This window comes from Mesobaculum littorinae (assembly GCF_004011175.1).
Lineage (GTDB): Bacteria > Pseudomonadota > Alphaproteobacteria > Rhodobacterales > Rhodobacteraceae > Tranquillimonas > Tranquillimonas littorinae.
Genome location: NZ_RQXX01000004.1, coordinates 105,998 through 128,771 on the forward strand (window position 1 = coordinate 105,998; position 22,774 = coordinate 128,771).

A 22,774-nucleotide genomic window follows, 5' to 3' on the forward strand; every position below is an offset into this window, starting at 1 on the left:
GGCTGACAATGCCCGGCACGGCAGGAAGGGGACGCAGAGCGCGCGCGGGTCCCTAAAGAAACGCGTTCTCGCAGATGTCGATACGCCCGGTGCGGTCGACCAGCGCGACATCGAAGCGCGCCGGCGTGTTCTGCCCCGCCGGTTCGCCCGCCAGGTATTCGCCGGCCGCTGCAAAGATCCGCTCGATCTGGCGCGGCGAGACCCGCGCGGCAGCGGCGGCATGGCTGCGGCTGGCCTTGACCTCGATGAAGACGACATCGTCGCCGTCGCGGGCGATAAGGTCGATTTCGCCGGAGCGACCGCGCCAGCGGCGCCCCGCGATCCGATGGCCGCGGGCCGTGTAGTGCGCGGCGACCTGATCCTCGGCCGCAAGGCCCGCGTGATAGGAAACGCGTCCACTCATGTCTCGTCCCTTCCCTGTGCGCCGCCCATCTCTAGCGCCGCCTGGTACACATCGCGCCGTTTCAGCCCCAGCCGCTCTGCCACCTCGCGTGCGGCATCCTTGACGCTCTGTCCCGGCAGGGCCGAGGCAAGGGCCGCGCGCATGTCCTCATCGCTGGCAGTGCCGCGGTCGCGGTCGACCACCAGAACGACCTCGCCCTTCAGGGCGGGGCCCTCTTCCAGCCTTTGCCGCAGGGCCGAGAGCGGCCCGCGCATCACCTGTTCGAATTTCTTGGTCAATTCCCGGCACAGCGCCGCCTCTCTGTCGCCGAGTGTGGTCTCCATTTCCTTAACAGTTTCCAAACATCGCTTCGGCGACTCAAAGATAATCAGGGTCGCGGGCACGGGGGCCAGTTCCGCCAGCGCCTTGCGCCGCGCCGCGCCACCCGTCGGCAGGAACCCCGCGAACAGGAACCTGTCGCTGGGCAGGCCCGACAGCGTCAGCGCCGCCAGCGCCGCCGAGGGCCCCGGCGCACCGGTGACGTGGTGCCCGGCGATCGCCGCCTCGCGCGCCAGCGCATAGCCGGGATCCGCGACCAGCGGGGTGCCGGCCTCGGAGGCATAGGCGACCGACCTGCCCTCGGCGATCATCGCCAGAAGCCGCGGACGCACCGTGCGGCCGTTGTGATCGTGGTACGAGATCACCGGCCGCCCGCCCACCGCGATGCCATGGATCTCCATCAGCTTGCGGGCGGTGCGCGTATCCTCGGCCGCGATCACGTCGGCCGAGGCCAGGATGTCGAGCGCCCGCAACGTGATGTCACGTGCCGTCCCGATCGGCGTGGCCAGAAGGTAGAGCCCCGCCTTGAGCGGGCGGATTTCGGCGCGCTCGGTCATTGTCCAGTTCTCCCGCAATTTACAGCAAGGTCGCATCCGCATAGGGTCGCCCCGACCCCGCGACGTTCCCAACCTGTACGAGGATCAGCCCATGCTTGCCACCCTAAGCACCTTGCCGGCGCGACTTGCCCGGATCGTGCTCGGCCTCGCGCTTATCGCCGTTGCCGCCTGTGAACCCGTGGGGCTGACCGGCCCCGGAGGCGGGTCCGGACAGCGAATCGACCCCGGTGCGCCCGTGCCCGTGGCCCTGCTGGTGCCGCGCAGCGCCCCCGACGGCGGCGCGACCATCGCGCAAAGTGCCGAGAATGCCGCGCGTCTTGCCATGGCCGACCTGAACGGGGTCGAGATCGACCTGCGCGTCTACGACACCGGCGGCGACCCGTCGCGCGCCGCACAGGTGGCAAACCAGGCCGTGTCCGAAGGCGCCAAGGTGATCCTCGGGCCCGTCTTCTCGCAGACCTCGAACGCCGCCGGGCTTGCCGTCGCGTCGAAGGGCGTGAACGTGCTGTCGCTCAGCAACAACAGCTCGATCGCGGGCGGCAACGTCTTCGTCCTGGGCAACACCTTCCAGAACACCGCCGACCGGCTGGTCCGCTATGCCGTCGCGCAGGGCAAGGGCAACATCTACGTCATCCACGGCAACGACGTGGCCGAGATCCAGGGCCGCGACGCGATCGCCGCAGCAGCTCGTAACGCAGGCGCCCGCGTCGTCGGCACCGGTGGCTTCGAGCTCAGCCAGAATGGCGTCACCCAGTCGGTGCCGCGCCTGGCCGAGGAAGCCCGCGCCTCGGGCGCCGACGCGGTGTTCCTGACCTCGGGCAACACCGGCGCCCTGCCGTTCCTTGCCGACCTCCTGCCCGAAAACGGGCTGACGCCGCAGGTGGCGCAGTATGTCGGCCTGCAGCGGCTCGACATCCCGTCCGAGGCGCTTTCGGTGCGCGGGCTGCAGGGATCGTGGTTCGCCCTTCCCGACCGCGCCGTCGCCGGCCAGTTCGCCGCGCGCTACCGCGCCCGCTACGGCGGCGATCCGCACCCCATCGTGGCCGCGCCCGCCTATGACGGCATCGCCGCGATCGGCGCGCTGGTCGCCGAGGGGCGCGCCGACGCCCTGTCGCGCCGCAGCCTGACGCAGACCGACGGTTTCTCGGGCGCCTCCGGCGTGTTCCGCCTGCAGGCAGACGGCACCAATCAACGCGCGCTTGCCGTCGCGCAGATCCGCAACAATCAGGTGATTGTGATTGACCCTGCCCCCAGAAGCTTCGGCGGCGGTTTCGGTTTCTGAACCGGCCCCCTCGAACGACACCCACCGCGTGCCGGACGGTCTGATCCGTCCGGCACGCGACATTTTCGACCGTGTGGACGTGCGCCACCGCATCGACGCCGCCATTGCCGCGGACGACAGCGATACCGGCGCGCGCCGCAGGATCATCACCGCCGAGATCAAAGCGGCGATGGATGACGGCCGCGCGCTGATCGCCCGCGCCTTTTCCGAAGCGCCGCGACAGGCGCGACAGGTCGTCGCCTCGTACAGCTACCTGACGGATTGCATCGTCACGACGGTCTTCGACTGCGCGCTGCAACATTTGCACCCGCGCCCGACCCCCACCGAGGGCGAACGCCTCGCCGTGCTGGCCGTCGGCGGCTATGGCCGCGCCGAGATGGCGCCGTTTTCCGACGTAGACCTGCTGTTCCTCAGCCCGTGGAAGCTGTCGCCCTGGGCCGAGGGCCTGATCGAATCCATGCTCTACGTGCTGTGGGACCTGCACCTGAAGGTGGGGCATTCCAGCCGCACTGTGAAGGACTGCCTGCGTCTGGGGCGCGAGGATTACACCATCCGCACCGCCCTGCTGGAACACCGCTTCCTGGCCGGCGACCCCGCGCTGGAGGAAGAGCTTGGCCGCCGGCTCTGGTCGGACCTCTTCCGCGGCACCGCCACCGATTTCGTCGAGGCCAAGCTGGCCGAGCGTGACGAACGCCACCGCAAGCAGGGTGGCCAGCGCTACGTGGTCGAGCCCAACGTGAAGGAGGGCAAGGGCGGGCTGCGCGACATGCAGACGCTGTTCTGGATCGCCAAGTACGTCCACGGCGTGACCGATGCCTCGGCCCTCGTCGACCGCGGCGTCTATTCCCGGTCCGAGTTCGACGAACTGATCCGGGCCGAGGATTTCCTGCTGGCGGTGCGCTGCAACATGCATCTCATCGCCAACCGCGCCTCCGATCTTCTGACCTTCGACATGCAGATCGAGGTGGCCGAGCGCATGGGCTTTGCCGATCGCGGCGGGCGCCGCGGCGTCGAGCACTTCATGCAGACCTATTTCCGCCACGCCACGCAGGTGGGCGACCTGACGCGGATCTTCCTTGCCGCGCTCGAAGCCGACCACGTCAAGAAGGCGCCGACGCTGCAGGGCTTCTTCCGCCGGCGGCGCCGGGTCAAGGCGGGCTACCGGCTGGTGCAGAACCGCCTGAACGTGGATCCCGAGGCGTTCCTTGCCGACAAGCTGAACTTCCTGCGCATCTTCGAAGAGGCGATGCGCACGGGCTACCTGATCCACCCCGATGCGATGCGCCTGATCGCCGCCAACCTCGACCGGATCGACGACGCGATGCGCCGCGACCCCGAGGCGATCCGCATCTTCTTCGACATCCTGCTGCGCCACGGCAACCCGGAACGCGGCCTGCGGCGGATGAATGAGCTGAACGTGCTGGGCGCCTTCCTGCCCGAATTCGAACCCGTCGTCGCGATGATGCAGTTCAACATGTATCACCACTACACGGTGGACGAACACATCATCCAATGCATCTCGACCCTGGCGCAGATCGAGCGGGGCGAGCTGGACGACCCGCTGCCCGTCTGCACCCGGATCATGAAAGAGAGCGGGATCAACCGAAAGGTTCTCTACGTCGCGCTTCTGATGCACGACATCGGCAAGGGCCGGGACGAGGACCACTCTGTCGTCGGGGCCCGCATCGCCCGCAAGGTGGGGCCGCGGCTGGGGCTCAAGCAGGCCGAGACCGACACCGTCGAATGGCTGGTGCGCTATCACCTTCTGATGTCGGACATGGCGCAGAAGCGCGACCTGTCCGACCCCCGCACGGTGCGCGACTTTGCCAAGGCGGTGCGCACCCGCAAGCGGCTGGACCTGCTGACCGTGCTGACCGCCTGCGACATCATCGGCGTGGGCCCCGGGACATGGAACAACTGGAAGGCGCAGCTTTTGCGGGCGCTTTACAACGAAACCGCGAACGCGCTGGAAAACGGGCTTGAGGATCTCAACCGCGAAGCGCGCGAAACCGAGGCCAAGAAGCGCCTGCGCGAGGCACTGACCGACTGGGACCGGCGCGACCTGCGCGACGAGACGGCGCGTCACTACGGGCCCTACTGGCAGGGGCTGCCCACGGCCGCCCATGTCGTGTTTGCCCGGCTGCTGCGGCAGATGGACAACGGCGAGATCCGCATCGACCTGATGCTGGACGAGGACCGCGACGCCACGCGCGCCTGTTTCGCGATGCAGGACCATCCCGGCATCTTCAGCCGGCTTGCCGGCGCACTGGCGCTGGTCGGCGCCAACGTGGTCGACGCGCGGACCTACACCTCGAAGGACGGGTTCGCCACGGCGGTGTTCTGGATCCAGGACGCCGACGGCTCGCCCTTCGAAGAGGCGCGGCTGGACCGACTGACCACGATGATCCACCGCACCCTGCGCGGCGAGGTCGTGGCGCGCGACGCTCTGGTGCCGCGCGACAAGATCAAGAAACGCGAACGCGGGTTCCGCGTGCCGACCTCGATCGCCTTCGACAACGAGGGGTCCGAGATCTACACGATCATCGAGGTTGATACCCGCGACCGCCCCGGCCTGCTTTACGACCTGACGCGCACGCTCGCGGCCAACAACATCTCGATCGCCAGCGCGGTGATCGCGACCTATGGCGCGCAGGTCGTCGATACCTTCTACGTCAAGGACATGTTCGGTCTCAAGATTTACACGGCCGCGAAACGTCAGAACCTCGAGCGCAAGCTGCGCGAGGCCATCGACAGCGGCGCCCGGAGGGCTCACGACGCATGACACCAATCCGTCTGATCAGGGGTTTCCTGACGGTCGGGCTCTGGACGCTGGCAAGCCGCGTCCTGGGCTTCGCGCGCGACATCATGATCGCCGCAACACTGGGGGCCGGCCCCGTGGCCGAGGCGTTCTTTGTCGCCTTCACCCTGCCCAACATGTTCCGCCGGTTCTTTGCCGAGGGCGCGTTCAACATGGCCTTCGTGCCGCTTTTCGCAAAGCGGCTCGAAGCGGGGGACGGCGCGCGGGACTTTGCCCGGGATGCCTTTACCGGGCTCGGGACGGTGCTCATCGTGTTCACGGTGCTGGCGGAACTGGCAATGCCATGGCTGGTCTTCGCGATGGCTGCGGGCTTTGTCGGTGACGAACGCTTCGACCTGGCCGTGGCCTACGGGCGCATCGGGTTTTCCTACATCATCTTCATCTCGCTCGCCGCGCTTCTGGCGGGGGTCCTGAACTCGACCGGCCGCTTCGCCGCCGCGGCGGCGGCGCCGCTGGCGCTGAACGTCATGATCGTGGGCGCGCTGATACTGGCCGAACGGCAGGGCTGGCCCGCGGGCGACGTGCTGATCTGGACGGTGCCCATCGCCGGCATCGCGCAGCTTATCGTGGTTTGGGTCGCCGCGGCGCGGGCCGGGTTCCCGTTGATCCCGCGCCGCCCGCGCCTGACGCCCGAGCTGCGGCAGCTTGCCATCCTCGCCGCCCCGGCCGCGCTGGCCGGTGGCGTGGTGCAGGTGAATCTCGTGGTGGGGCGGCAGGTCGCCAGCTTCTACGACGGGGCTATCGCCTATCTCAGCCTGGCCGACCGGCTGTATCAACTTCCCCTCGGCGTGGTCGGGATCGCCATCGGCGTGGTGCTGCTGCCTGAATTGTCGCGGCGGTTGACCGCGGGCGACACGGCGGGCGGCGCGCATGCCTTCAACCGCGCGGCTGAAATGGCGCTGGCCCTGACCGTGCCAGCGGCGGTTGCCTTCGTCGCGGTGCCCGAGGCGCTGGCCTCGGGGCTGTATCAGCGTGGCGAATTCGTCGCCGCCGATGCGCGCGCCACGGCGGCGGCGCTGGCGATCTACGCGGTGGGCCTGCCGTCCTTCGTGCTGCAGAAGGTCTTGCAGCCCCTTTATTTCGCGCGCGAGGACACGAAGACACCGTTCCGCTTCGCGCTGGTATCGCTGGTCGTCAACGCCGCGGTGGCGGTGGGGCTGGCCCCGTCCATCGGGTTCCTCTCGGCCGCACTGGCGACGACCGTCGCGGGCTGGGTCATGGCGGCCTGCCTTTATGCCGGGACCCGGCGGATGGGCGAGGCGGTGCATTTCGACGCGCGCTTCCGCCGGCGGTTGCCCCGGATCCTGGTCGCCGCCGCCCTGATGGGGGGCGTGCTGCTGGGGGTCGAATGGCTGATCCGCGATCCGGTGTGGAGCGCGGGCGACCTGGGTCTGCTCGTCCTCGTCGGGCTTGTCAGCTATTTCGGACTGGGCTTCGTGATCGGCGCGTTCCGCCCCTCGGACTTCCGCGCAGCGGTGCAGCGTGGCAACCGAAGCACCGCCAGCCCCGCAACGCCCGCCGATGCAGCCGCGCGCGCGGCGCCCGAGACGCCCCACTCCCACGACCGGACCGAGCCCCGACGCTGAGGTCTCGCCATGTGAAGGCACCGCATTCTCCCCGGACGGCGCACTCCGCCATCCAGGCATGCGCCAGCCGGCTTACCTTTGGTGAGCCCGGCCACCATCGTCCGAGGGTGTCCCGGCCGTCTTCTCCGCGCCCCTGTGCGTCCCGGGCGTGACGTTCCGGGGGGCCTTTCCCCACGTCGCGTGGGACGCCCGGCAAGGCCGGTTCGGCTAGACCAAAGACGGGCTGGGCACGCGCGCGTCCATGTCGATATAGCTTACCCGGATGGCGGAATGATCGCGCCGCAGCTTTTCGATCAGCATGATACCGTCCGGCTGATGCTTGAGCGCCGGGTTCAGCACGCAGATCACGGGGCGCAGGCCCTCACGCAGCAGGGTCAGGGCCTCGGTCGCATCCGGCACCTCCTGGACTGAGTGGCCCTGCCCGGCGATTCGTTCCGCCAGTTGTTCGACGATCCCCGGCTTGGCCCCGATCAGCAGAACCTCTGCCGCGCCGTCGGATGACGTCGGCGCCGGCCGGCCGCCCATGCGGACACGGCGCGCGGGCCAGACCCGTCCGGTGCCACGGCGCGGGACAGGCCGGGCTGCATCATCCGGGATCACCTGAACCTCCCGGTCGGTCAGCTGCGCCGGCACCGCGGTCGCGGGGACGTCGGGGGCGGCCTTGTCCAGGGGTTCCGCACCCGTTTCACCCGGCTCGATCGGGATCGCCATGGTCATCGTCGTGCCCTGCCCCGGCGTGCTGTCGATCCGCAGGCCACCGCCGCTGTCGGCACAGAAGGCGTCGACCGAAGACAGGCCCAGCCCGGTCCCCTTGCCCACCGGGTTGGTCGTGAAAAAGGCATCGCGCGCCCGGGCGATGGTTTCGGCATCCATCCCCGTCCCGGTATCGACGACCGACACGGTCAGGTAGTCGCCCGGCTGCAGCGGGCGTTTCGGATCGAACTGCAGCGCCTGTTCGGGGTCAAGCTGCATCGGCTTTGCCAGAACCTGGATCCGCCCCCCCTTGGGCATGGCGTTGCGCGCATTGATCAGCAGGTTCATCAGCGCGGTTTCCAGCGCCGCCGCCTCGACCATCAACGCCTGTTCGGGAACATGGTCCAGATCGACCGTCAGCTCGATATTCGAGGGCAGGACCCGCCGGAACAGCTTGGAAATTTCCGAGATGATCTCGTCCGCCAGTTCGCGCGTGGGTTCGTTCTGCGACTTGCGCCCGTAAGCCAGAAGGTTGCGGGTCAGCGCCGAGGCACGCTCGGTCGCATCGATCGCTTCGCGCAGGTAATCCTCGGACCGGTCCGGGTCGAGCTGCGTCAGCTCGAGATTGCCGCGGAGGACCGACAGCGAATTGTTGAAGTCATGCGCAACTCCGGCGACGATCTGCCCCAGCGCCTGAAGGTTCTGCGCCTTCAGCGTCTGTACCTCGAAGCCGTGTTCGACCTCTTCCTCGGCCCGCAGCAGGCGTTCAAGCTGTACGGCCCGCGCCTCGACCGCATTGACGGTCAGCGCCAGCCGCAATCCCGTGGCCACCACCGCGACCATCAGCACCATGCTCGACATGACCAGAGCGAACTCGATGCTCAGCCAACCGCGGTCGATCGCGATATCCTGCAGCACGCAGTCAACGATGACGACGGCCAGCAACCCCGGAAACAGCCGCCGCACCGCGGCGCTGCCGCTGCCCTCGCGCCGGATCCATCCCGGCCAGCCGATATCGGGGGTCCGCAGGATCAGCGATATCTGCACCAGCAACAGGCAAATGGTTGTGTGCAGCGCCATTTCCGAAAAGCCCGGCACGCCGTAAAGCGCATCCGCATCGAGAAGATAGCCCATCAGCGCGGTGACCGACATCAGGCCGCCGACCGTGTCGCACCCCAGCGCGACCCGCAGCCTGCCGCGTGGCGCATCGACGGCCGAGCGCAGCGAAAGGCTCGTCACGATCAGCAGAAGCTGAGTCGCCGTCGCGATCGACATCGCATCGTTGCCGCGCAGGCCATCCGCCAGGACGGGACGAATGAAGAAGCTCGCCACCATCGCGCCGATGAAGGCCGCGGCCAGACGCGGCACCCAGGGCCGCAGACCAAGGTAAAGCCCGGCGGCCCCCATGGCTCCGCTGATCAGCGACAGCGCCGTTTCCGGCACCATGGCCGGCAGGTCGGGAAGGACGCGCACCAGCCGCGTCTCGCCCAGACCCCACCCGACAAAGAGCACCATCGCCGCGATCAGGCAGGACAGCGCAGCAGAGACGAAGCCCACAAGGGTGACCGCGGCAACCGGCTGGGACAATCTTCTGAGCAGAATACTCATAAGCAAGCGTATCTCATCACGAGTAGGGGGCAGACCCCGCACCTCATGGTAGTGCATCAGATATGCTTAATATACACCTAATGGGCGATCTCTCGCCCGCGCGTTATCTTTGGCGGAGACGTTGCAGCGCCCGCTGCCACCCGCCGGGGCTGACCACGAAGGACAAGAGGAACCCGGTGACGAAGCCGCCAAGTTCGGCCACCCACTGGTTGGAACTGCCGAAAAGCAGGCCGAAGACAAGCTGGATGCCCAGCAGGAACCCGATCAGGGTGAAGGCACGCAGCCTGTTCTCGCCCCTCTGGCCCAGCCCGGTCCAAAGCAGGAAGGTATACGCCCCGATCAGCCCGTAGACCGCCGGGAACCCGCCTGCCAGGGCCAGGGTATCGCCCAGAACGAAGGTATAGATGACCGCCCCCGCGATGGCCGAGCCGAAGAAGACGGTCAAAAAGGCCACGGGGTGGAACAGCTCGGCCACCATCTTGCCCAGTGCCAGCAGGAACACCGCGACGAACAGCGCGTGGGTGAAATCGAAATGCACGAAACTGTAGCTGAACAGGCGCAGCCACCCGGCCCCGCCCCATTGGCCGAACTCGGCCGCACGCTCCAGCAAGAGCGGCGAGAACGCGTAGGCGTTCAGCGCATCCAGCCGCCATCCCACGGCCTGCGGCCCGCCGACGAAGCCGCGTGCCCCCATCTGAAAGATGATCTCGGGCAGCATCACCGCAAGCGTCAGCGCCCAGACCAGTGGCGGCACGGGGTTGAAGGGGGCGGCGTTGTGATCGCCCGGGTCGACATCTCTGCTCATCTCGGCGGCCTCTCTTTGCCCGGCCGTTCGCTTGACGGCTTCGGACGCCATGGGTAAGCCAGCGCGTCGAGGATTTCCAGACGGAGCACCCCCATGGCCGAGACCCAGTTCGCCCCCCGCGTCTTCTCCGGCATCCAGCCGTCCGGCGGGCTCACCTTGGGCAACTACCTGGGGGCGCTGAAACGCTTTTCCCAGATGCAGGAAAAAGGCACGCACAAGTGCATCTTCTGCATGGTCGACATGCATGCGATCACCGTCTGGCAGGACCCCGCGGCGCTGACGCGCAGCACGCGCGAGGTGGCCGCGTTCTTCATCGCCTCCGGCATCGACCCGGAACGCTCGATTCTCTTCAATCAAAGCCAGGTGCCCGAGCACGCGCAGCTTGCATGGATCTTCAACTGCGTGGCGCGGATGGGCTGGATGGGCCGGATGACCCAGTGGAAGGACAAGGCCGGCAAGAACGCCGAACAGGCCTCGCTGGGGCTCTTCGCCTATCCCGCGCTGATGGCCGCCGACATCTTGCTTTACCACGCGACGCACGTGCCGGTGGGCGAGGACCAGAAGCAGCACCTGGAACTGACGCGGGACATCGCGACCAAGTTCAACCACGACTACGGCGTGGATTTCTTCCCGATCACCGAGCCTGTGATCGAAGGTACCGCCACCCGGGTCATGAGCCTGCGCGACGGCACCAAGAAGATGTCGAAATCCGACCCCTCGGACATGGCGCGGATCAACCTCGCCGACGACGCCGACACGATCGCGCAGAAGTTCCGCAAGGCGCGCACCGATCCCGATCCGCTCCCCGACGACTACGAAAGCCTCTCGGCCCGGCCCGAGGCGAAGAACCTCGTCGACATCTATGCCGCGCTGTCGGAGCAACCCACCGACAAGGTGATGGCCGAAGTCGCCGGCATGCAGTTCGGCACCTTCAAGCCGCGCCTCGCCGAGCTCGCGGTCGAGGTGCTGTCGCCGATGTCGGCCGAGATGCGGCGGCTGATGCAGAACCCCGACGAGATCGACGCGATCCTCGCGCGCGGCGCCGACCGCGCCCGCGCCATCGCCACGCCGATACTGCGCCGCACCTACGATATCGTCGGCATGGTCGGCCGCCAGGCCTGACCCTCCCGACCGATCCCCCGGGGCCCGGGGGTTGCGTCCCTGGGCCACTCCCGGCCCGCCTGTTCCGGACAGATCCCGCCTTGGCAACCGGCCCGGGCACTGACCCTGACGTCACGCCACTGTCGCACGGGCCGGGTACGCCTTTCCCCGTATCGCCCCTTCGCGGCATACCTGCGGCGCTGCGTCTCGACCTTCGGCGGGTCCGGCAGCCCGCCGGCGCGCATGTCTCCCCCCAGGGCATGGTTCCCACCCCCGGCCCCACGGGCCGGGCGCGCCGTGGCCTTCCGCCCCCATGGCGCATCGCCGCACGCCTGCCCTGCACGGACGGATCTGTCACAGCGCGACGCCCGCCCCTAGCTTGGCCGCACCGCCATGCAAAGGAGCCGCACCCCGATGTTACAGCCCCACCCCCAGCCGCCGGCACCCCGGATCGGCCACGTCCACCTCAAGGTCGCCGACCTCGACCGGGCCATCGGCTTCTATGCCGGCGTGCTGGGGTTCGAGGTCATGCAGACCTTCGGCACGCAGGCCGCGTTCCTGTCGATGGGCGGCTATCACCACCATATCGGCCTGAATACGTGGCAAAGCCTCGGCGGGCCACGCCCCGCGGCGCATATGACGGGCCTCTATCACACCGCGATCCTCTATCCCGACCGCCGCAGCCTCGCCCAGGCGCTGGCCCGCGTCCTCCGGGCCGGCATCCCGCTCAGCGGCGCCGCCGATCACGGCGTCAGCGAAGCGGTCTATCTCGAAGATCCCGACGGCAACGGGGTCGAGCTTTACCGCGACCGCGACCGCGCAGACTGGCCCCGGGACGCATCAGGCGGGCTCGCCATGACCACCTCGCGCCTCGACCTCGACGCCTTGCTGACCGAAGCCAACTGACCCCGCCGCCCGCAGCCACCTGCTGCTTCTTCTCTTCAAAAATACTCCCGCCGGAGGCGGCACCGCCCGTAGCGCCCCCGCCAGGGGGCGCGCAGGGCCAGATGTCGTGCGCCGAAGGCGCCCCGCAGGGTCACCGCCTCCGCCCGCACCACATCCGGCTTCGCTGGATTCCCCCGCCCCAATCCTCTAGTCCCGAAGAAGAGGGACACGAAAGGGGGGGCGCCATGGCGACGGGCACCGATATCCGCACCTATTTCGAGGGGCGCTGGCACGACGGCGACGCGATGATCATGCGTGCCGCCGACCACGGCAGCTGGCTGGGCACGACCGTCTTCGACGGCGCCCGCTATGCCCACGGCGCCACCCCCGATCTCGACCTGCACTGCGCGCGGGTCAACCGCTCGGCCCGGGCGCTGATGCTGAACCCCACGGTCAGCACGGAAGAGATGGTGGCGCTGGTCCGCGAAGGGCTCAAGGCCTACCCCGAGGACGCCGCGGTCTATATCCGGCCGATGTACTGGGGCATCTCCGGCGGCCCCAGCGCCATTGCGCCGGGCGACGGGCCCGCGGGCTTCGCGATCTGCCTCGAACGCATCCCCATGCCGCCCGAGGACGCGACCGCCCGGCTGACCACCACCCGGTTCCGCCGCCCGGTGCTGGAAGACGCGGTCGTCGGCGCCAAGGCCGGCTGTCTCTACCCCAACAACGCGCGGATGCTGGTCGAGGCGGAGTCCAAAGGCTACGACAACGCCCTCGTGGCCGACGCCATGGGCAACCTCGCCGAAAGCGCGACCTCGAACGTCTTTCTCGTCCGCGATGGCGCGGTGCTGACCCCGATCCCCAACGGCACCTTCCTCGCCGGGATCACCCGGGCCCGCCACATCGCCAACCTGCGCGCCGACGGCGTGACGGTAACGGAAACGGTCCTGACCTTCGACGACGTCCACACCGCCGACGAGGTGTTCCTGAGCGGGAACATGGCCAAGGTGACGCCGGTCACGGAATTCGACGGAACGCCCTTCGCCGTGGGCCCCGTCACCCGCCGCACGCGCGAGCTTTACTGGTCCTGGGCGCAGAACCGGGGCTGATCCCGTCGGGGCCGTGCCGCGTCGTCAGGCCCCCGCTTGCGGCGGGTGGGCGGCCGGCCGGCACGGCGCGCGCCGCGCACGGTGCCCGGCCAACAGTGGGAACGCGGTGGTGTACCGGAGTTCTGGATGACCCGGGCCGGATGCCCCGGGCCGGTCGCCCGCATCTTCAGCCGCCGACTGACCCTAAGGCCGGATCGCGCCATCGCGCCAGGCGACGAAGGCGGGCCTGTCCGCTGCGGTCGCCCGTGCCCCCGCGCCGCCACCCCAGCGCCGCCGCCACCCCGGATCGGGCGGCGACAGCGCGGGGCGCCGGGTCACTCCGGCAGGGCGTAGACGGCGATCTGGTCGCCGACCTGGTCCTTCAGGATCGAGTTGCCTCCGGCCACGAAGGCCACGTATTCGCGCCCCTCGTATTCGTAGATCGCCGGGTTCGACACCGATGGCGCCTGCGCCTGATCTTCCCAAAGCTCCTCTCCGGTCTGCATCGAGTAGGCGCGCAGCTTGGCGTCCATCGAGGCGCCGATGAAGATCACGCCGCCCGCCGTCACGGCCGGGCCGCCGATCGTCGGTGATCCCCAGCTTTCGGGCATGAAGAAGCCGTATTTCTGGCTGGCCCCCACCGGGCGGCGCCAGGTGATGTCGCCCGTCGTCATGTCGATCGCGACCAGCTCGCCGAAGGGCGGTTCCCAGCAGGGCATGCCGAAGCTGTTCAGCGCGACCTCAAGCTGCATGCCGTAGGGCGCGCCCTCCTGCGGGGAAAAGCCGCTTTCGTTGCCCGACCCGCTGTTGGCCTCTTCGTAGTCCTCGCGCGCCCACAGCTTGATGTACTGCACGATGTGCGAAGTATTGACGATGGCGACCTGGTTTTCGGGGTCGAAGGCGACGCCGCCCCACTGCACCCCGCCCGAACTGTCGGGATAGGTCAGCACGCCGCTGCCTTGGGTCGTTGGGGGCGTGTACATGCCCTCGTACCAAAGATCGTCCCAGAGGCGCGAGCATTCGCCAAAGCTCATGGCGTCGGCCAGCCACCAGACCTCGGGCTTTTCCGACTGGTCGAGCAGCGGCTCGGGCTTGGTCGGAAAGGGCTGGGTTTCGGCGTAGACCTCGCCCTCGACCGACCCGTCGCCGCCCGGGACGGGGCGCTCCTCGATCGGCCAGACATCTTCGCCGGTCTCGCGGTTCACCACGAAGAGGAAACCCTGCTTGGTGGCCTGCACCAGCGCCGGGATTTCTTCGCCATCCACGGTGATGTCCATCAGCGTCGGCGCCGAGTTGATGTCGTAATCCCAGATGTCGTGGTGCACCCACTGCCGGGCCCAGGCCAGTTCGCCGGTCTCGATATCGACGGCCGCGGTCGAGGTCGCGATCGGGGCCTCTTCGGTGCGGTTGCCGCCCCAGTAGTTCGGCGAGGGCGAGGAGACGGGCATGTAGACCAGCCCCAGCTCTTCGTCCGCCGACATGTGGGTCCAGACGTTGGCTGTGCCGGACTGCTCGCGCATGTCCTCGGGCAGCGTCTCGAACGTCCATTCCAGTTCGCCCGTCCGGGCATCCAGCGAAAAGACCGTGCCCGGAGGCGCCTGTTCAAAGGCCCAGTCCTTGCCCGCCCAGCCCAGGATCAGGTGATCGCCAACCACCGTCGGCGGCTGCAGCAGCGACAGGGGCCAGCGGTCGTTGGTGTCGTTCCACTGGTTGACGTCCAGTGCACCGACATCGCCGAACTCCTCGCACGGCGCGCCGCTATCGGCATCGACCGCGAAAAGCCGCGCGTCCATGGTGCCGATATAGACGATCTTCTGGCAGGCCTCGCCCTCGGCCGGGTCATCCGCCTGCCAGTAGGCGACGCCACGGTTTTTCAGTGCCGGCTGGGTCAGCGCCTCGAGCGTCGACTGGGTGTCGAAGCTCCAGCGTTCCTCGCCCGTCGCGGGGTCGAGCGCGAGGATGCGGTAGAAGGGCGTGCCGATATAAAGCGTGTCGTTGGCAAAGACCGGCGTCGCCGACCACACGGTCGCCGGCAGATCGCCCGACCCGTCCGAAACGTCGCCTGTGTGGACCTCCCACACCTTTTCCAGCTCGCCCACATTCTCGGCGGTGATCTGGGTTAGCGGCGAGTATTTCTGCGCGTTGAGCTGGCCGTGGAAGGAATCCCAGACCGCGCCCTCGGGCACCAGCGGGATCGGCGCAGCAGTCGCCTGCGCGGTCTCTGCATTTTCCGCTTCGGCATCGTCGGATGTGGACCCGTCGCCTTGGGCGGCACCGGTCTCCGGCGTCTCGTCAACCGGCTCGGCATTCACCTCGGCGTCATCGGTATCGACTGAGGTCGCAGGGGCGGCTGTCCCGGTTTCCTCCGCTTCGGTCGCCCCGGACGTGGCTGCATCGTCGCCCGCGACGTCCGACGTATCGTCAGCAGCCGCGTCCGGCTCCGCGGTCCCGGTCTCGGGCGCTTTGGCGTCGTCCGACGGCGCGTCGGGGGCGGTGGTGTAGACGGTGGGCCCGTCCTCGCCCTCGGGGTCTTCGGCGGTGACCTCCGCGGCAGTTGCGTCGCCGTCGTCATCGGCGCCGGCATCGGCGTCGTCATCGGCGGCGGCGGCGTCATCGGCGGCGGCGGGCACGTCCCGCACCGCCCCGGGGGCGGGGTCGGTCGCCGCGGGGTCGTCCTGCGGCGCGACGTCCGGTGTCGTCCCGGCATCGGGAGTTTCGGTCTGCAGCGGCGCGGTATCGTCGCCCTGCGCCCAGACGGGCGCGGTGGCGAGGCAGAGCGGCAGCGCGGTGGCGCACAGCAGCGCCCGGGTCAGGGTGGTGGGTGTCATGCGGATCATCCCCGTGTCTTGATCGTCCGGGCCGTGGCCGCCGGGCGCGTCATGTCGATGAAAAGGCCGATCAGCGCAGCCACCATCGCGGCCGTGGCGACCCAGCGGTGCAGCAACGCCGCGGCGACGAGCGTACCGAGGATCCCGAACAGAAGAAGGATGCGCAGCAGGTTCCGCCCGCCCCGACCGCCAAGCGCGGGCAGGACCAGCGCCGCGATGGCGATCACCACGCTGGCCGCGATGACCAGCAGCGCCCCCGCGGTGCCGGTCACCCCGGTCAATGGCGTCAGATAGGCGTATAGCATCAGGGCCAGCGTCGCGAGAGCGGCGCCGAAGATCACGATGGCTCCACCACGGTAGCGGATGGGTCTTGTCGTCATGGAAGGCTCCTGTTCGTGGGCTGGGAAGACCGGCACAGCCTGTCCGCCTTCCGTGGTCGCGCCGCGGTTCGCGGCACCGGCGACGCACCACATAGCCGCATCATCGCGTGCGACGAGGCCCCGCAATGGCGGAACCCGGGATTTTCCCGGCGGCAAGGCCCGCGCGGAGCCGTTATCCCGCCCGGCGGGGCGCCTGCCCCGAGGCGGCGGCTAGCCCGCCCGCCCCGTCAGCGCGGAGGCATAGGCCGTCCGCATCGCCTCCACGAAGGCCGTCACCGGGGTGCGTTCGGGCCGCGCGGCCAGCTGCGTCACGGCAAGGTCCAGCGACATCGGGCGGGACAGCGGAAGGATCCGCATGTCGCGGCCGTCCAGAGCCGAGGCGGACAGCTGGTCGACGATGGTGCAGGCGCCCGCGCCGCGCGCCAGACCCACCGCGAAGGGAATGCTGAGCGCCGTCAGCCGCCGCCGCGGCGTGATCCTGCGGCGCTGCAGCTCGCCCTCGACCATGGCGCCGAGGGGGGCATAGATATTGTGGTTCACGTAATCTTCGTCCTGAAGCCATGCGAGGTCGAACACCTCTTCGTCCGAGCGGGGGTGGCTGCGCGGGATCGCGGCGACCAGCGGCATCTGCCCGATGATCCATTGCTGCAATTCCGGCCGATCCCCCCAGGCGCCGCCGACGCCAAGGTCGATCGAGCCCTCGCGCAGCGCCGGAAGCTGCTGGTTCTGGCGGCCCGAGTCCACCACGATCTCAAGCTCGGGGAACTGCCGGTAGAGCATGCCCACCGCGGCGGGCAGCACACGCCCCGACAGCGCCGCGGTGGCCATGATCCGCAGCGCCTCCTGCTGGCCGCGGCGGATCGATTCGACCGATTGCTCGACCTGGCTCAGCCGTTCGAAAAGGCCCCCGCTTTCAGCATAGAGACGCTGCGCTTCCCACGTGGATTCCAGCCGCCCCGAGACATTGCGGAAAAGAGCGAGCCCCAGCTCGTCCTCGAAGATCTGCAGATGACGGCTGACAGTGGGCTGCGACAGGCGCATCCGGCGGGCGGCGGCACTGACGCTTTCAGCCTCGAATACGGTACGAAATACCTGAAGCCTGTGCAGGTTCACCCGGTCCATGCGCTCTCCGATCTGCCCAATATTGCAGCAAATGCGCCAGTTATCGCATCGCGCGCCACGGGACCCCTCACCCCAGCCCCCCTAGCCGCACCTTCGAAGGCGCGGCTTTGACGCCATTTTTCGCCCGCCCATAGCTCTTGTCTATAGATCAACCAAAATTTATCGTATTGCCTATGGGCGGCAAGTTCAATTGCATCTTCCGAAAGGAGACGACGATGCCGATCTTGCCCTTCCTCTTTCTCTTCGCGACGCTGCTTTCGGGGTCGGCCATCGCCTATTTCGTGGGGGGTGCGACGATCGTGGGGTTCTTCACCCTCGACCAGGCGCGCTATCTCGCGGCGCTGCCGCAACGCGCGATGAGCCAGCTGGACGTGTTCGCCTTTCTCGCCATGCCGCTCTTCATCCTGACGGGCGAGCTGATGAACCGGGGCGGGGTGACGCAGGCGCTGATCCGCTTTTCGCTGTCGATGCTGGGCCGGTTCAAGGGCGGCATGGCGCATGTCAACATCATGACCTCGGTGTTCTTCGCCGGGATCTCGGGCTCGGCCACCGCCGATGCCGCGGCGCTGGGCAACACGCTGGTGCCCGAGATGGAGCGTCAGGGCTATTCGCGCGACTATGCCACCGCGATCACGGCGGCGTCGTCGATCATCGGGCCGATCATCCCGCCGTCGATCATCCTGATCTTCTACGGCGCACTTTTGAACACCTCGGTCGTGGCGCTGTTCGCGGCGGGCGTGGTGCCGGGCCTTCTGCTTGCCGCCGTGTTGATGGCCGTCAACGCCGTCATGGCGCACCGCTACGACCACCCCGGCGGCAAGGGATCGGAGATCCCTCCGTTCTGGTCATCGCTGGCAACGGCGCTTCCGGCGCTGTCGCTTCCGGTCATCATCCTGTCGGGGATCCTCTTCGGCTTCATGACCCCGGCCGAGGCGGCGGGCGTCGCGTCGCTGGCCGCGCTGGCGGTCGGGATGTTCTACGGCCAGCTGACCTTCCGCGACATCCACGAGGCGCTGCTGCGCACAGTCGTACTGTCGGGCGCGGTATTCATCATCCTCGTGGCGGTGGCGACCTTCGGCTACCTCACCTCGATCGAGCAGTTGCCGCGCAAGCTGGCCGCGCTGATCGGCGAGGTCGGGCTGGACGCCACCGGCTACATGATCGTGCTGAACCTGATCTTCCTGGCCGCGGGGATGATCATGGATGTCAAGGCCGCCGTCGCCCTTCTGGGCCCGCTGCTGATCCCGCCCGCGATCGCGCTGGGCGTGGACCCGGTGCACATGGGTATCCTCGTCGGGTTCAACCTGACCGTGGGGCTGCTGACCCCGCCGCTCGGGGGGGTGCTGCTGATCCTGTCGACGGTGGTCGACATCGGCTACTGGCGCCTCGTCCGGGCGACGCTGCCCTTCCTGATCGTCGAGCTGATCCTGCTGGGCGTGCTGATCTACGTGCCCGCGATTTCCCTGACGCTGCCGAGGTACCTCGGCCTGATCAACTGACCAACCAACAGGAGAGACAAGATGAAAAAGACCCTTCTCGCCGCGTCCGTCAGCCTGACCGCGCTGACCGGCACCGCCGCACTGGCGATGGATGACGTCATCGTCGCCTTCGCCGGCACCGAAGATCTGCAGAACGATGCCGAATACGTCTTCATCCATGCCTTCGCGGAAAGCCTTGCCGAACACGACGTCAACGTCGTTGTGCACCCGTCCAACACGCTGGGCAAGGAAAGCGACCGCTTCGACCAGACCAGCCAGGGGCTGATCGCCGTCAACATCGCCAATGGCGGCTCGCTGATGAAGGCGTCCGACTGGGCCTCGACCCTGTTCCTGCCCTTCCTGACCTCGGACGAGGCGTCGTTCGACCGTATGGTCGAGGACAGCGATGCGCTGGCCCGCATCAACGAAGAGGCCTCGCGCCTGGGCATCCGCGTTGCAGGGTTCGCGATGCGCGGCGGCAGCCTTGGGCTGTTCAACACCGAAAAGCCCATCACCCGGCTCGAGGACGTGGCCAACATGCGGCTGCGCGCGCAGAACGGCGATCAGGTCACCTTCATGTCGGCATGGGGCGCCACGCCCACCGTCGTCAGCTGGGCCGAAACGCCCAACGCCCTGCAGACCGGCGTCGCCACGGGCCATTTCAACCCGCCCTCGACCGTCGTCGCCGCGGGTCAGGTCGAACTGCTCGACTACTTCACCCCGCTCGAAGCCGGGCCGGTGCCGAAGGTCATCATGGTTTCTGACGACTGGTATTCCTTCCTGACCGAGGAAGAGCAGGGCTGGGTCGACGCGGCCATCGCCGACGGCATCGCCGCCAACCGCGACTGGGCCCTCGAACAGGTGTCGTATTTCGAGCAGACCATCCAGGACGGCGGCATCGAGATCACCGAGCTCGAAGACGGTGAGCGCGACAAGTTCGTCGAGGCGTCGCGGTCGGTCTGGAACAAGATCGTGCCGCAGGAAGACGTCGACTACATCTCGCAGTTCGTCGACTGACGCGCATCCGTCGCGACGGGGTGGCGGGGCCGCAGTCCCTGCCCCCCGCCACCGCCCTTCCCGACCAGAGCCGGAGCCCGCCATGTCATCCATCGCGACCTTTCTCGACCGGATCAGCTTTGCCGTCGATCGCGTGCTGCGCCTGCTGGCGCAGATCGGCGTCGTGATGATGGTCGCATTCATCGCGCTGCAGGTGGTGGCGCGCTACGGCTTTTCCGCCCCGCCCGCCTGGACCGAAGAGGCCGCGCGCTACGCGATGGTCTGGGTCGGCCTGCTGGGCGCCGCGGTGTCCTACCGGATCGGCTTCGACCCGCGGCTGGTACACCTGCCGGCCACGATGCCGCGCCCGGTGCTGGCGGGGGCCGCCCTGCTGCGCGGGGCCGCCGTCGTCGTCTTTCTCGGGCCGATCCTCTTCTATTCCTTCTACGGCCCGGGCATGGACCCCGGCCGGTCGTTCCTGGCGCGCAACATCTACACCAGCGCCGAAACCTTCGACATGCCGATGATCTTCGTCGCCGTGACGGTGCCGATCTTCATCATCGCCATCTTCCTGCACGGGCTCGCGCATTGCGCGCGCGGGCTGGCCGGATTGCAGGCGGAGACCAAGAAAAGAGACCCGAATGCCCAAGATCACGCCTGAGACGCTGCGCGAAGACACAGACTTCATCGCGCGTCTGACAGAGCTGCGCCGCGACATCCACCGCCATCCCGAAACCGCGTTCGAAGAGTACCGCACCTCGGATCTGGTCGCCGCGCGGCTGACCGAGCTGGGGATCGAGATCGACCGCGGGCTGGGCGGCACCGGTGTCGTCGGCACGCTGCGGGGCAATCGCCCCGGCCAGCGCGTGATCGCGCTGCGGGCGGACATGGATGCGCTCTTCATCGAAGAGCAGACCGGCCTGCCCTATGCCTCGCAGGTGCCGGGCAAGATGCATGCCTGCGGCCATGACGGCCACACCACCATGCTGCTGGGCGCGGCCGAGAAGCTGGCCGCCGATCCCGATTTCGCCGGCACGGTGCACTTCATCTTCCAGCCCGCCGAAGAGGGCCTGGGCGGCGCCCGCGTGATGATCGAGGACGGCCTTTTCGACCGTTTCCCCTGCGATGCCGTCTATGGCGTCCACAACGGGCCCAAAGAGCCCCTGGGCCGGGTGCAGACCCGCCCCGGCCCGTTCATGTCCGCCGGCGACACATGGGAGGTGATCTTCGAAGGCACCGGCGGCCACGGCGCGATGCCGGACAAGTCGACCGACCCGACGATCGCGGCGGGGCAGTTCATCGCCTCCGTCGCGCAGATCATCTCGCGCAAGGTTCCGGCGACGGATCCGGCGGTGATCTCGGTGGGCCACATCGATGCGGGCGACTACAACAGCCCCAACATCATCCCCTCGAAGGTGGTGATCCGCGGCACCGCCCGGTCCTACCGGGCCGAGGTCCGCGATGCTCTCGAACATTACCTCGGTGCCTTCGCCGAAAGCTGCGCCGCGCCACACGACGTCACGGCCCGGCTGATCTACACCCGCCGCTACCCGCCGCTGGTCAACACCGCGGACGAGGTCGCGCGCGCCGTCGCCGCGGCGACCGATGTCGTCGGTGCGGATATGGTCGACCCCGAGGCGCCGCTGGCCGGCGGGTCCGAGGATTTCTCGTTCATGCTGGAAAAGGTGCCGGGGGCCTACGTGATGATCGGCAACGGCGACGGCCCCGGATCGGCCTTCGTCCACACCCCCAAGTACGATTTCAACGACGCGCTGATCCCCTTCGGCGTGGCCTACTGGACGAACCTCGTGGCCACCGAGCTGCGCACCTGAGGCCGGCCGCCCCCCGCCATCCCGGCGGGGGGCCCTCCCTCTCCGCAGATCCGCGACCGAACGCCTCCGGCGCCGTCAGCGCACCGCCGCGACCACGAGGCCCAAGGCTTTGAACGCATCTGGGGGTACGGGTGGGGGGCCGCGACGCGACCGGCCCCCGCCCTGGCCCGACGTGGGGCCGACGCGGGTACCCGGGCGCTTGCACTGCGCCCCCTTCATCATCCGCCATATCGCAAATAGACCCCGCGCTTGGCGGGCTTGCTGACATGCTTTTCGCGGATCGGTGAGTGGCGGCGCGGTGGCTGGCCCGACTTGCTGACTGTCATCCGGCCCAATGCCTCCTAGCGTAGATGCCTACGGGAAACGCGCTGCGTAGGCCCGTGGGGGACAAGGGCTTCTTCGGCACGACCAAGGCTGCGTCTGGTCCAGACCGCTCGCCCGGCTCTTCGTATCGGCATCGACCGGTGAGAGGATGGAGGAGGCGCCGTGGCCATAAGGCAGCAGCCCCCGCACCACCGGCAAGGGGCCTGTAGTGACCTGCAGGACCACCGCAACGGCATCGCGTATCGTTAAAGGGGGGCTTTGGTAGCGGAGGAGGGACTTGAACCCCCGACACGCGGATTATGATTCCGCTGCTCTAACCAACTGAGCTACTCCGCCATGAGCGAGCGCCGAAATAGGCGAGGGGCGCGAGGCCGTCAAGCGAAAACGGATCGCTTGTTTTCCCTGCCCCAGAGGCACCCGGACGGCGGAGGGGCGCCGGGGGCGCTATAGGCTCTGCCTGTCCCTGCGGTGCACGACGGGCAACGACCTATGGGCAGGCTCGCCCGCCTTCCCGCATTCTGCGCCGTGGCGGACTTCCCCCAGTTCGGGCCGCGACCCGGAACAGCGTCAGGGTCAGGGTCAGCGTCAGGGTCAGGGTCAGGGGACAGGCTTACGGGGGGGCGGTCCTGTCGCGACCACCCCGCGGCTCACCCCAGTCCGGGGCGCTGCT

General features: G+C 68.3%; 17 protein-coding genes and 1 tRNA gene. 10 read left to right on the forward strand and 8 right to left on the reverse strand.

What is annotated here, in order from left to right:
• Positions 1-52 precede the first annotated feature (52 nt).
• Together EKE94_RS12755 and rsmI are read right to left on the reverse strand one after the other, a co-directional pair.
• Positions 53-403 carry a YraN family protein gene (locus tag EKE94_RS12755; protein WP_127907012.1) on the reverse strand — a complete coding sequence of 117 codons (351 nt, stop codon included), beginning with the start codon at positions 401-403 and terminating at the stop codon, positions 53-55.
• Positions 400-1,278 (reverse strand): 16S rRNA (cytidine(1402)-2'-O)-methyltransferase, encoded by an 879-nt coding sequence (gene rsmI / locus EKE94_RS12760; RefSeq protein ID WP_127907013.1) that lies wholly within the window; start codon positions 1,276-1,278, stop codon positions 400-402. Before rsmI ends, EKE94_RS12755 begins: the two co-directional genes overlap by 4 nt.
• 91 nt (positions 1,279-1,369) lie before the next feature.
• On the opposite strand from rsmI, the gene EKE94_RS12765 reads away from it, so the two are divergent.
• Genes EKE94_RS12765 through murJ form a run of 3 tightly spaced genes read left to right on the forward strand, consistent with a single transcriptional unit; the run spans position 1,370 to position 6,964 of the window.
• Entirely contained in the window at positions 1,370-2,560 is a 1,191-nt protein-coding gene (locus tag EKE94_RS12765) for a penicillin-binding protein activator (protein WP_127907014.1), read from the forward strand.
• Entirely contained in the window at positions 2,517-5,342 is a 2,826-nt protein-coding gene (locus EKE94_RS12770; RefSeq protein WP_127907015.1) for a [protein-PII] uridylyltransferase, read from the forward strand. The genes EKE94_RS12765 and EKE94_RS12770 overlap by 44 nt, the downstream gene beginning before the upstream one ends.
• Entirely contained in the window at positions 5,339-6,964 is a 1,626-nt protein-coding gene (murJ, locus tag EKE94_RS12775) for a murein biosynthesis integral membrane protein MurJ (protein WP_127907016.1), read from the forward strand. Before EKE94_RS12770 ends, murJ begins: the two co-directional genes overlap by 4 nt.
• A gap of 207 nt (positions 6,965-7,171) precedes the next feature.
• On the opposite strand, the gene EKE94_RS12780 is transcribed toward murJ, so the two are convergent.
• A complete protein-coding gene (locus EKE94_RS12780) occupies positions 7,172-9,265 on the reverse strand; it encodes an ATP-binding protein (RefSeq protein WP_164870919.1) in 2,094 nt (697 codons plus the stop codon).
• 103 nt (positions 9,266-9,368) lie between these two features.
• Positions 9,369-10,070, reverse strand: a complete 702-nt coding sequence (locus EKE94_RS12785) for a rhomboid family intramembrane serine protease (RefSeq protein ID WP_127907018.1) — start codon at positions 10,068-10,070, stop codon at positions 9,369-9,371.
• A 93-nt stretch (positions 10,071-10,163) separates the two neighbouring features.
• Here EKE94_RS12785 and trpS point away from each other — a divergent pair, with 93 nt between their 5' ends.
• The 3 genes from trpS (at position 10,164) to EKE94_RS12800 (ending at position 13,165) form a co-directional block, all read left to right on the forward strand.
• Positions 10,164-11,192, forward strand: a complete 1,029-nt coding sequence (gene trpS / locus EKE94_RS12790; RefSeq protein WP_127907019.1) for a tryptophan--tRNA ligase — start codon at positions 10,164-10,166, stop codon at positions 11,190-11,192.
• Between the two features lie 393 nt (positions 11,193-11,585).
• Complete coding sequence (locus EKE94_RS12795) at positions 11,586-12,077, forward strand: VOC family protein (RefSeq protein ID WP_127907020.1); 492 nt, start codon at positions 11,586-11,588, stop codon at positions 12,075-12,077.
• Between the two features lie 224 nt (positions 12,078-12,301).
• Positions 12,302-13,165, forward strand: coding sequence for a branched-chain amino acid aminotransferase (locus tag EKE94_RS12800; RefSeq protein WP_127907021.1), 864 nt, complete (start codon positions 12,302-12,304; stop codon positions 13,163-13,165).
• Between the two features lie 314 nt (positions 13,166-13,479).
• Here the strand turns inward: EKE94_RS12800 and EKE94_RS12805 are convergent, their stop codons facing one another.
• The 3 genes from EKE94_RS12805 to EKE94_RS12815 all read right to left on the reverse strand — a co-directional run bounded on the left by EKE94_RS12805 (position 13,480) and on the right by EKE94_RS12815 (position 17,474).
• Positions 13,480-15,972, reverse strand: a complete 2,493-nt coding sequence (locus EKE94_RS12805) for a pyrroloquinoline quinone-dependent dehydrogenase (protein ID WP_206615069.1) — start codon at positions 15,970-15,972, stop codon at positions 13,480-13,482.
• A 5-nt stretch (positions 15,973-15,977) separates the two neighbouring features.
• The gene (locus tag EKE94_RS12810; RefSeq protein ID WP_127907022.1) at positions 15,978-16,352 is read right to left on the reverse strand and encodes a hypothetical protein; all 375 of its coding nucleotides are present in this window, start codon (positions 16,350-16,352) and stop codon (positions 15,978-15,980) included.
• A gap of 210 nt (positions 16,353-16,562) precedes the next feature.
• A complete protein-coding gene (locus EKE94_RS12815) occupies positions 16,563-17,474 on the reverse strand; it encodes a LysR family transcriptional regulator (protein WP_127907023.1) in 912 nt (303 codons plus the stop codon).
• 215 nt (positions 17,475-17,689) lie between these two features.
• Between EKE94_RS12815 and EKE94_RS12820 the strand changes: the two genes are divergently transcribed.
• The 4 genes from EKE94_RS12820 to EKE94_RS12835 all read left to right on the forward strand — a co-directional run bounded on the left by EKE94_RS12820 (position 17,690) and on the right by EKE94_RS12835 (position 21,780).
• Complete coding sequence (locus EKE94_RS12820) at positions 17,690-18,973, forward strand: TRAP transporter large permease (RefSeq protein WP_127907024.1); 1,284 nt, start codon at positions 17,690-17,692, stop codon at positions 18,971-18,973.
• A 21-nt stretch (positions 18,974-18,994) separates the two neighbouring features.
• The gene (locus tag EKE94_RS12825; protein WP_127907025.1) at positions 18,995-19,969 is read left to right on the forward strand and encodes a TRAP transporter substrate-binding protein; all 975 of its coding nucleotides are present in this window, start codon (positions 18,995-18,997) and stop codon (positions 19,967-19,969) included.
• Between the two features lie 82 nt (positions 19,970-20,051).
• The gene (locus tag EKE94_RS12830) at positions 20,052-20,609 is read left to right on the forward strand and encodes a TRAP transporter small permease (RefSeq protein ID WP_127907026.1); all 558 of its coding nucleotides are present in this window, start codon (positions 20,052-20,054) and stop codon (positions 20,607-20,609) included.
• Positions 20,590-21,780 (forward strand): M20 aminoacylase family protein, encoded by a 1,191-nt coding sequence (locus EKE94_RS12835; protein WP_127907027.1) that lies wholly within the window; start codon positions 20,590-20,592, stop codon positions 21,778-21,780. The genes EKE94_RS12830 and EKE94_RS12835 overlap by 20 nt, the downstream gene beginning before the upstream one ends.
• A 583-nt stretch (positions 21,781-22,363) precedes the next feature.
• Here EKE94_RS12835 and EKE94_RS12840 read toward each other — a convergent pair.
• A tRNA-Met gene (locus EKE94_RS12840) sits at positions 22,364-22,440 on the reverse strand.
• Positions 22,441-22,774 lie beyond the last annotated feature (334 nt).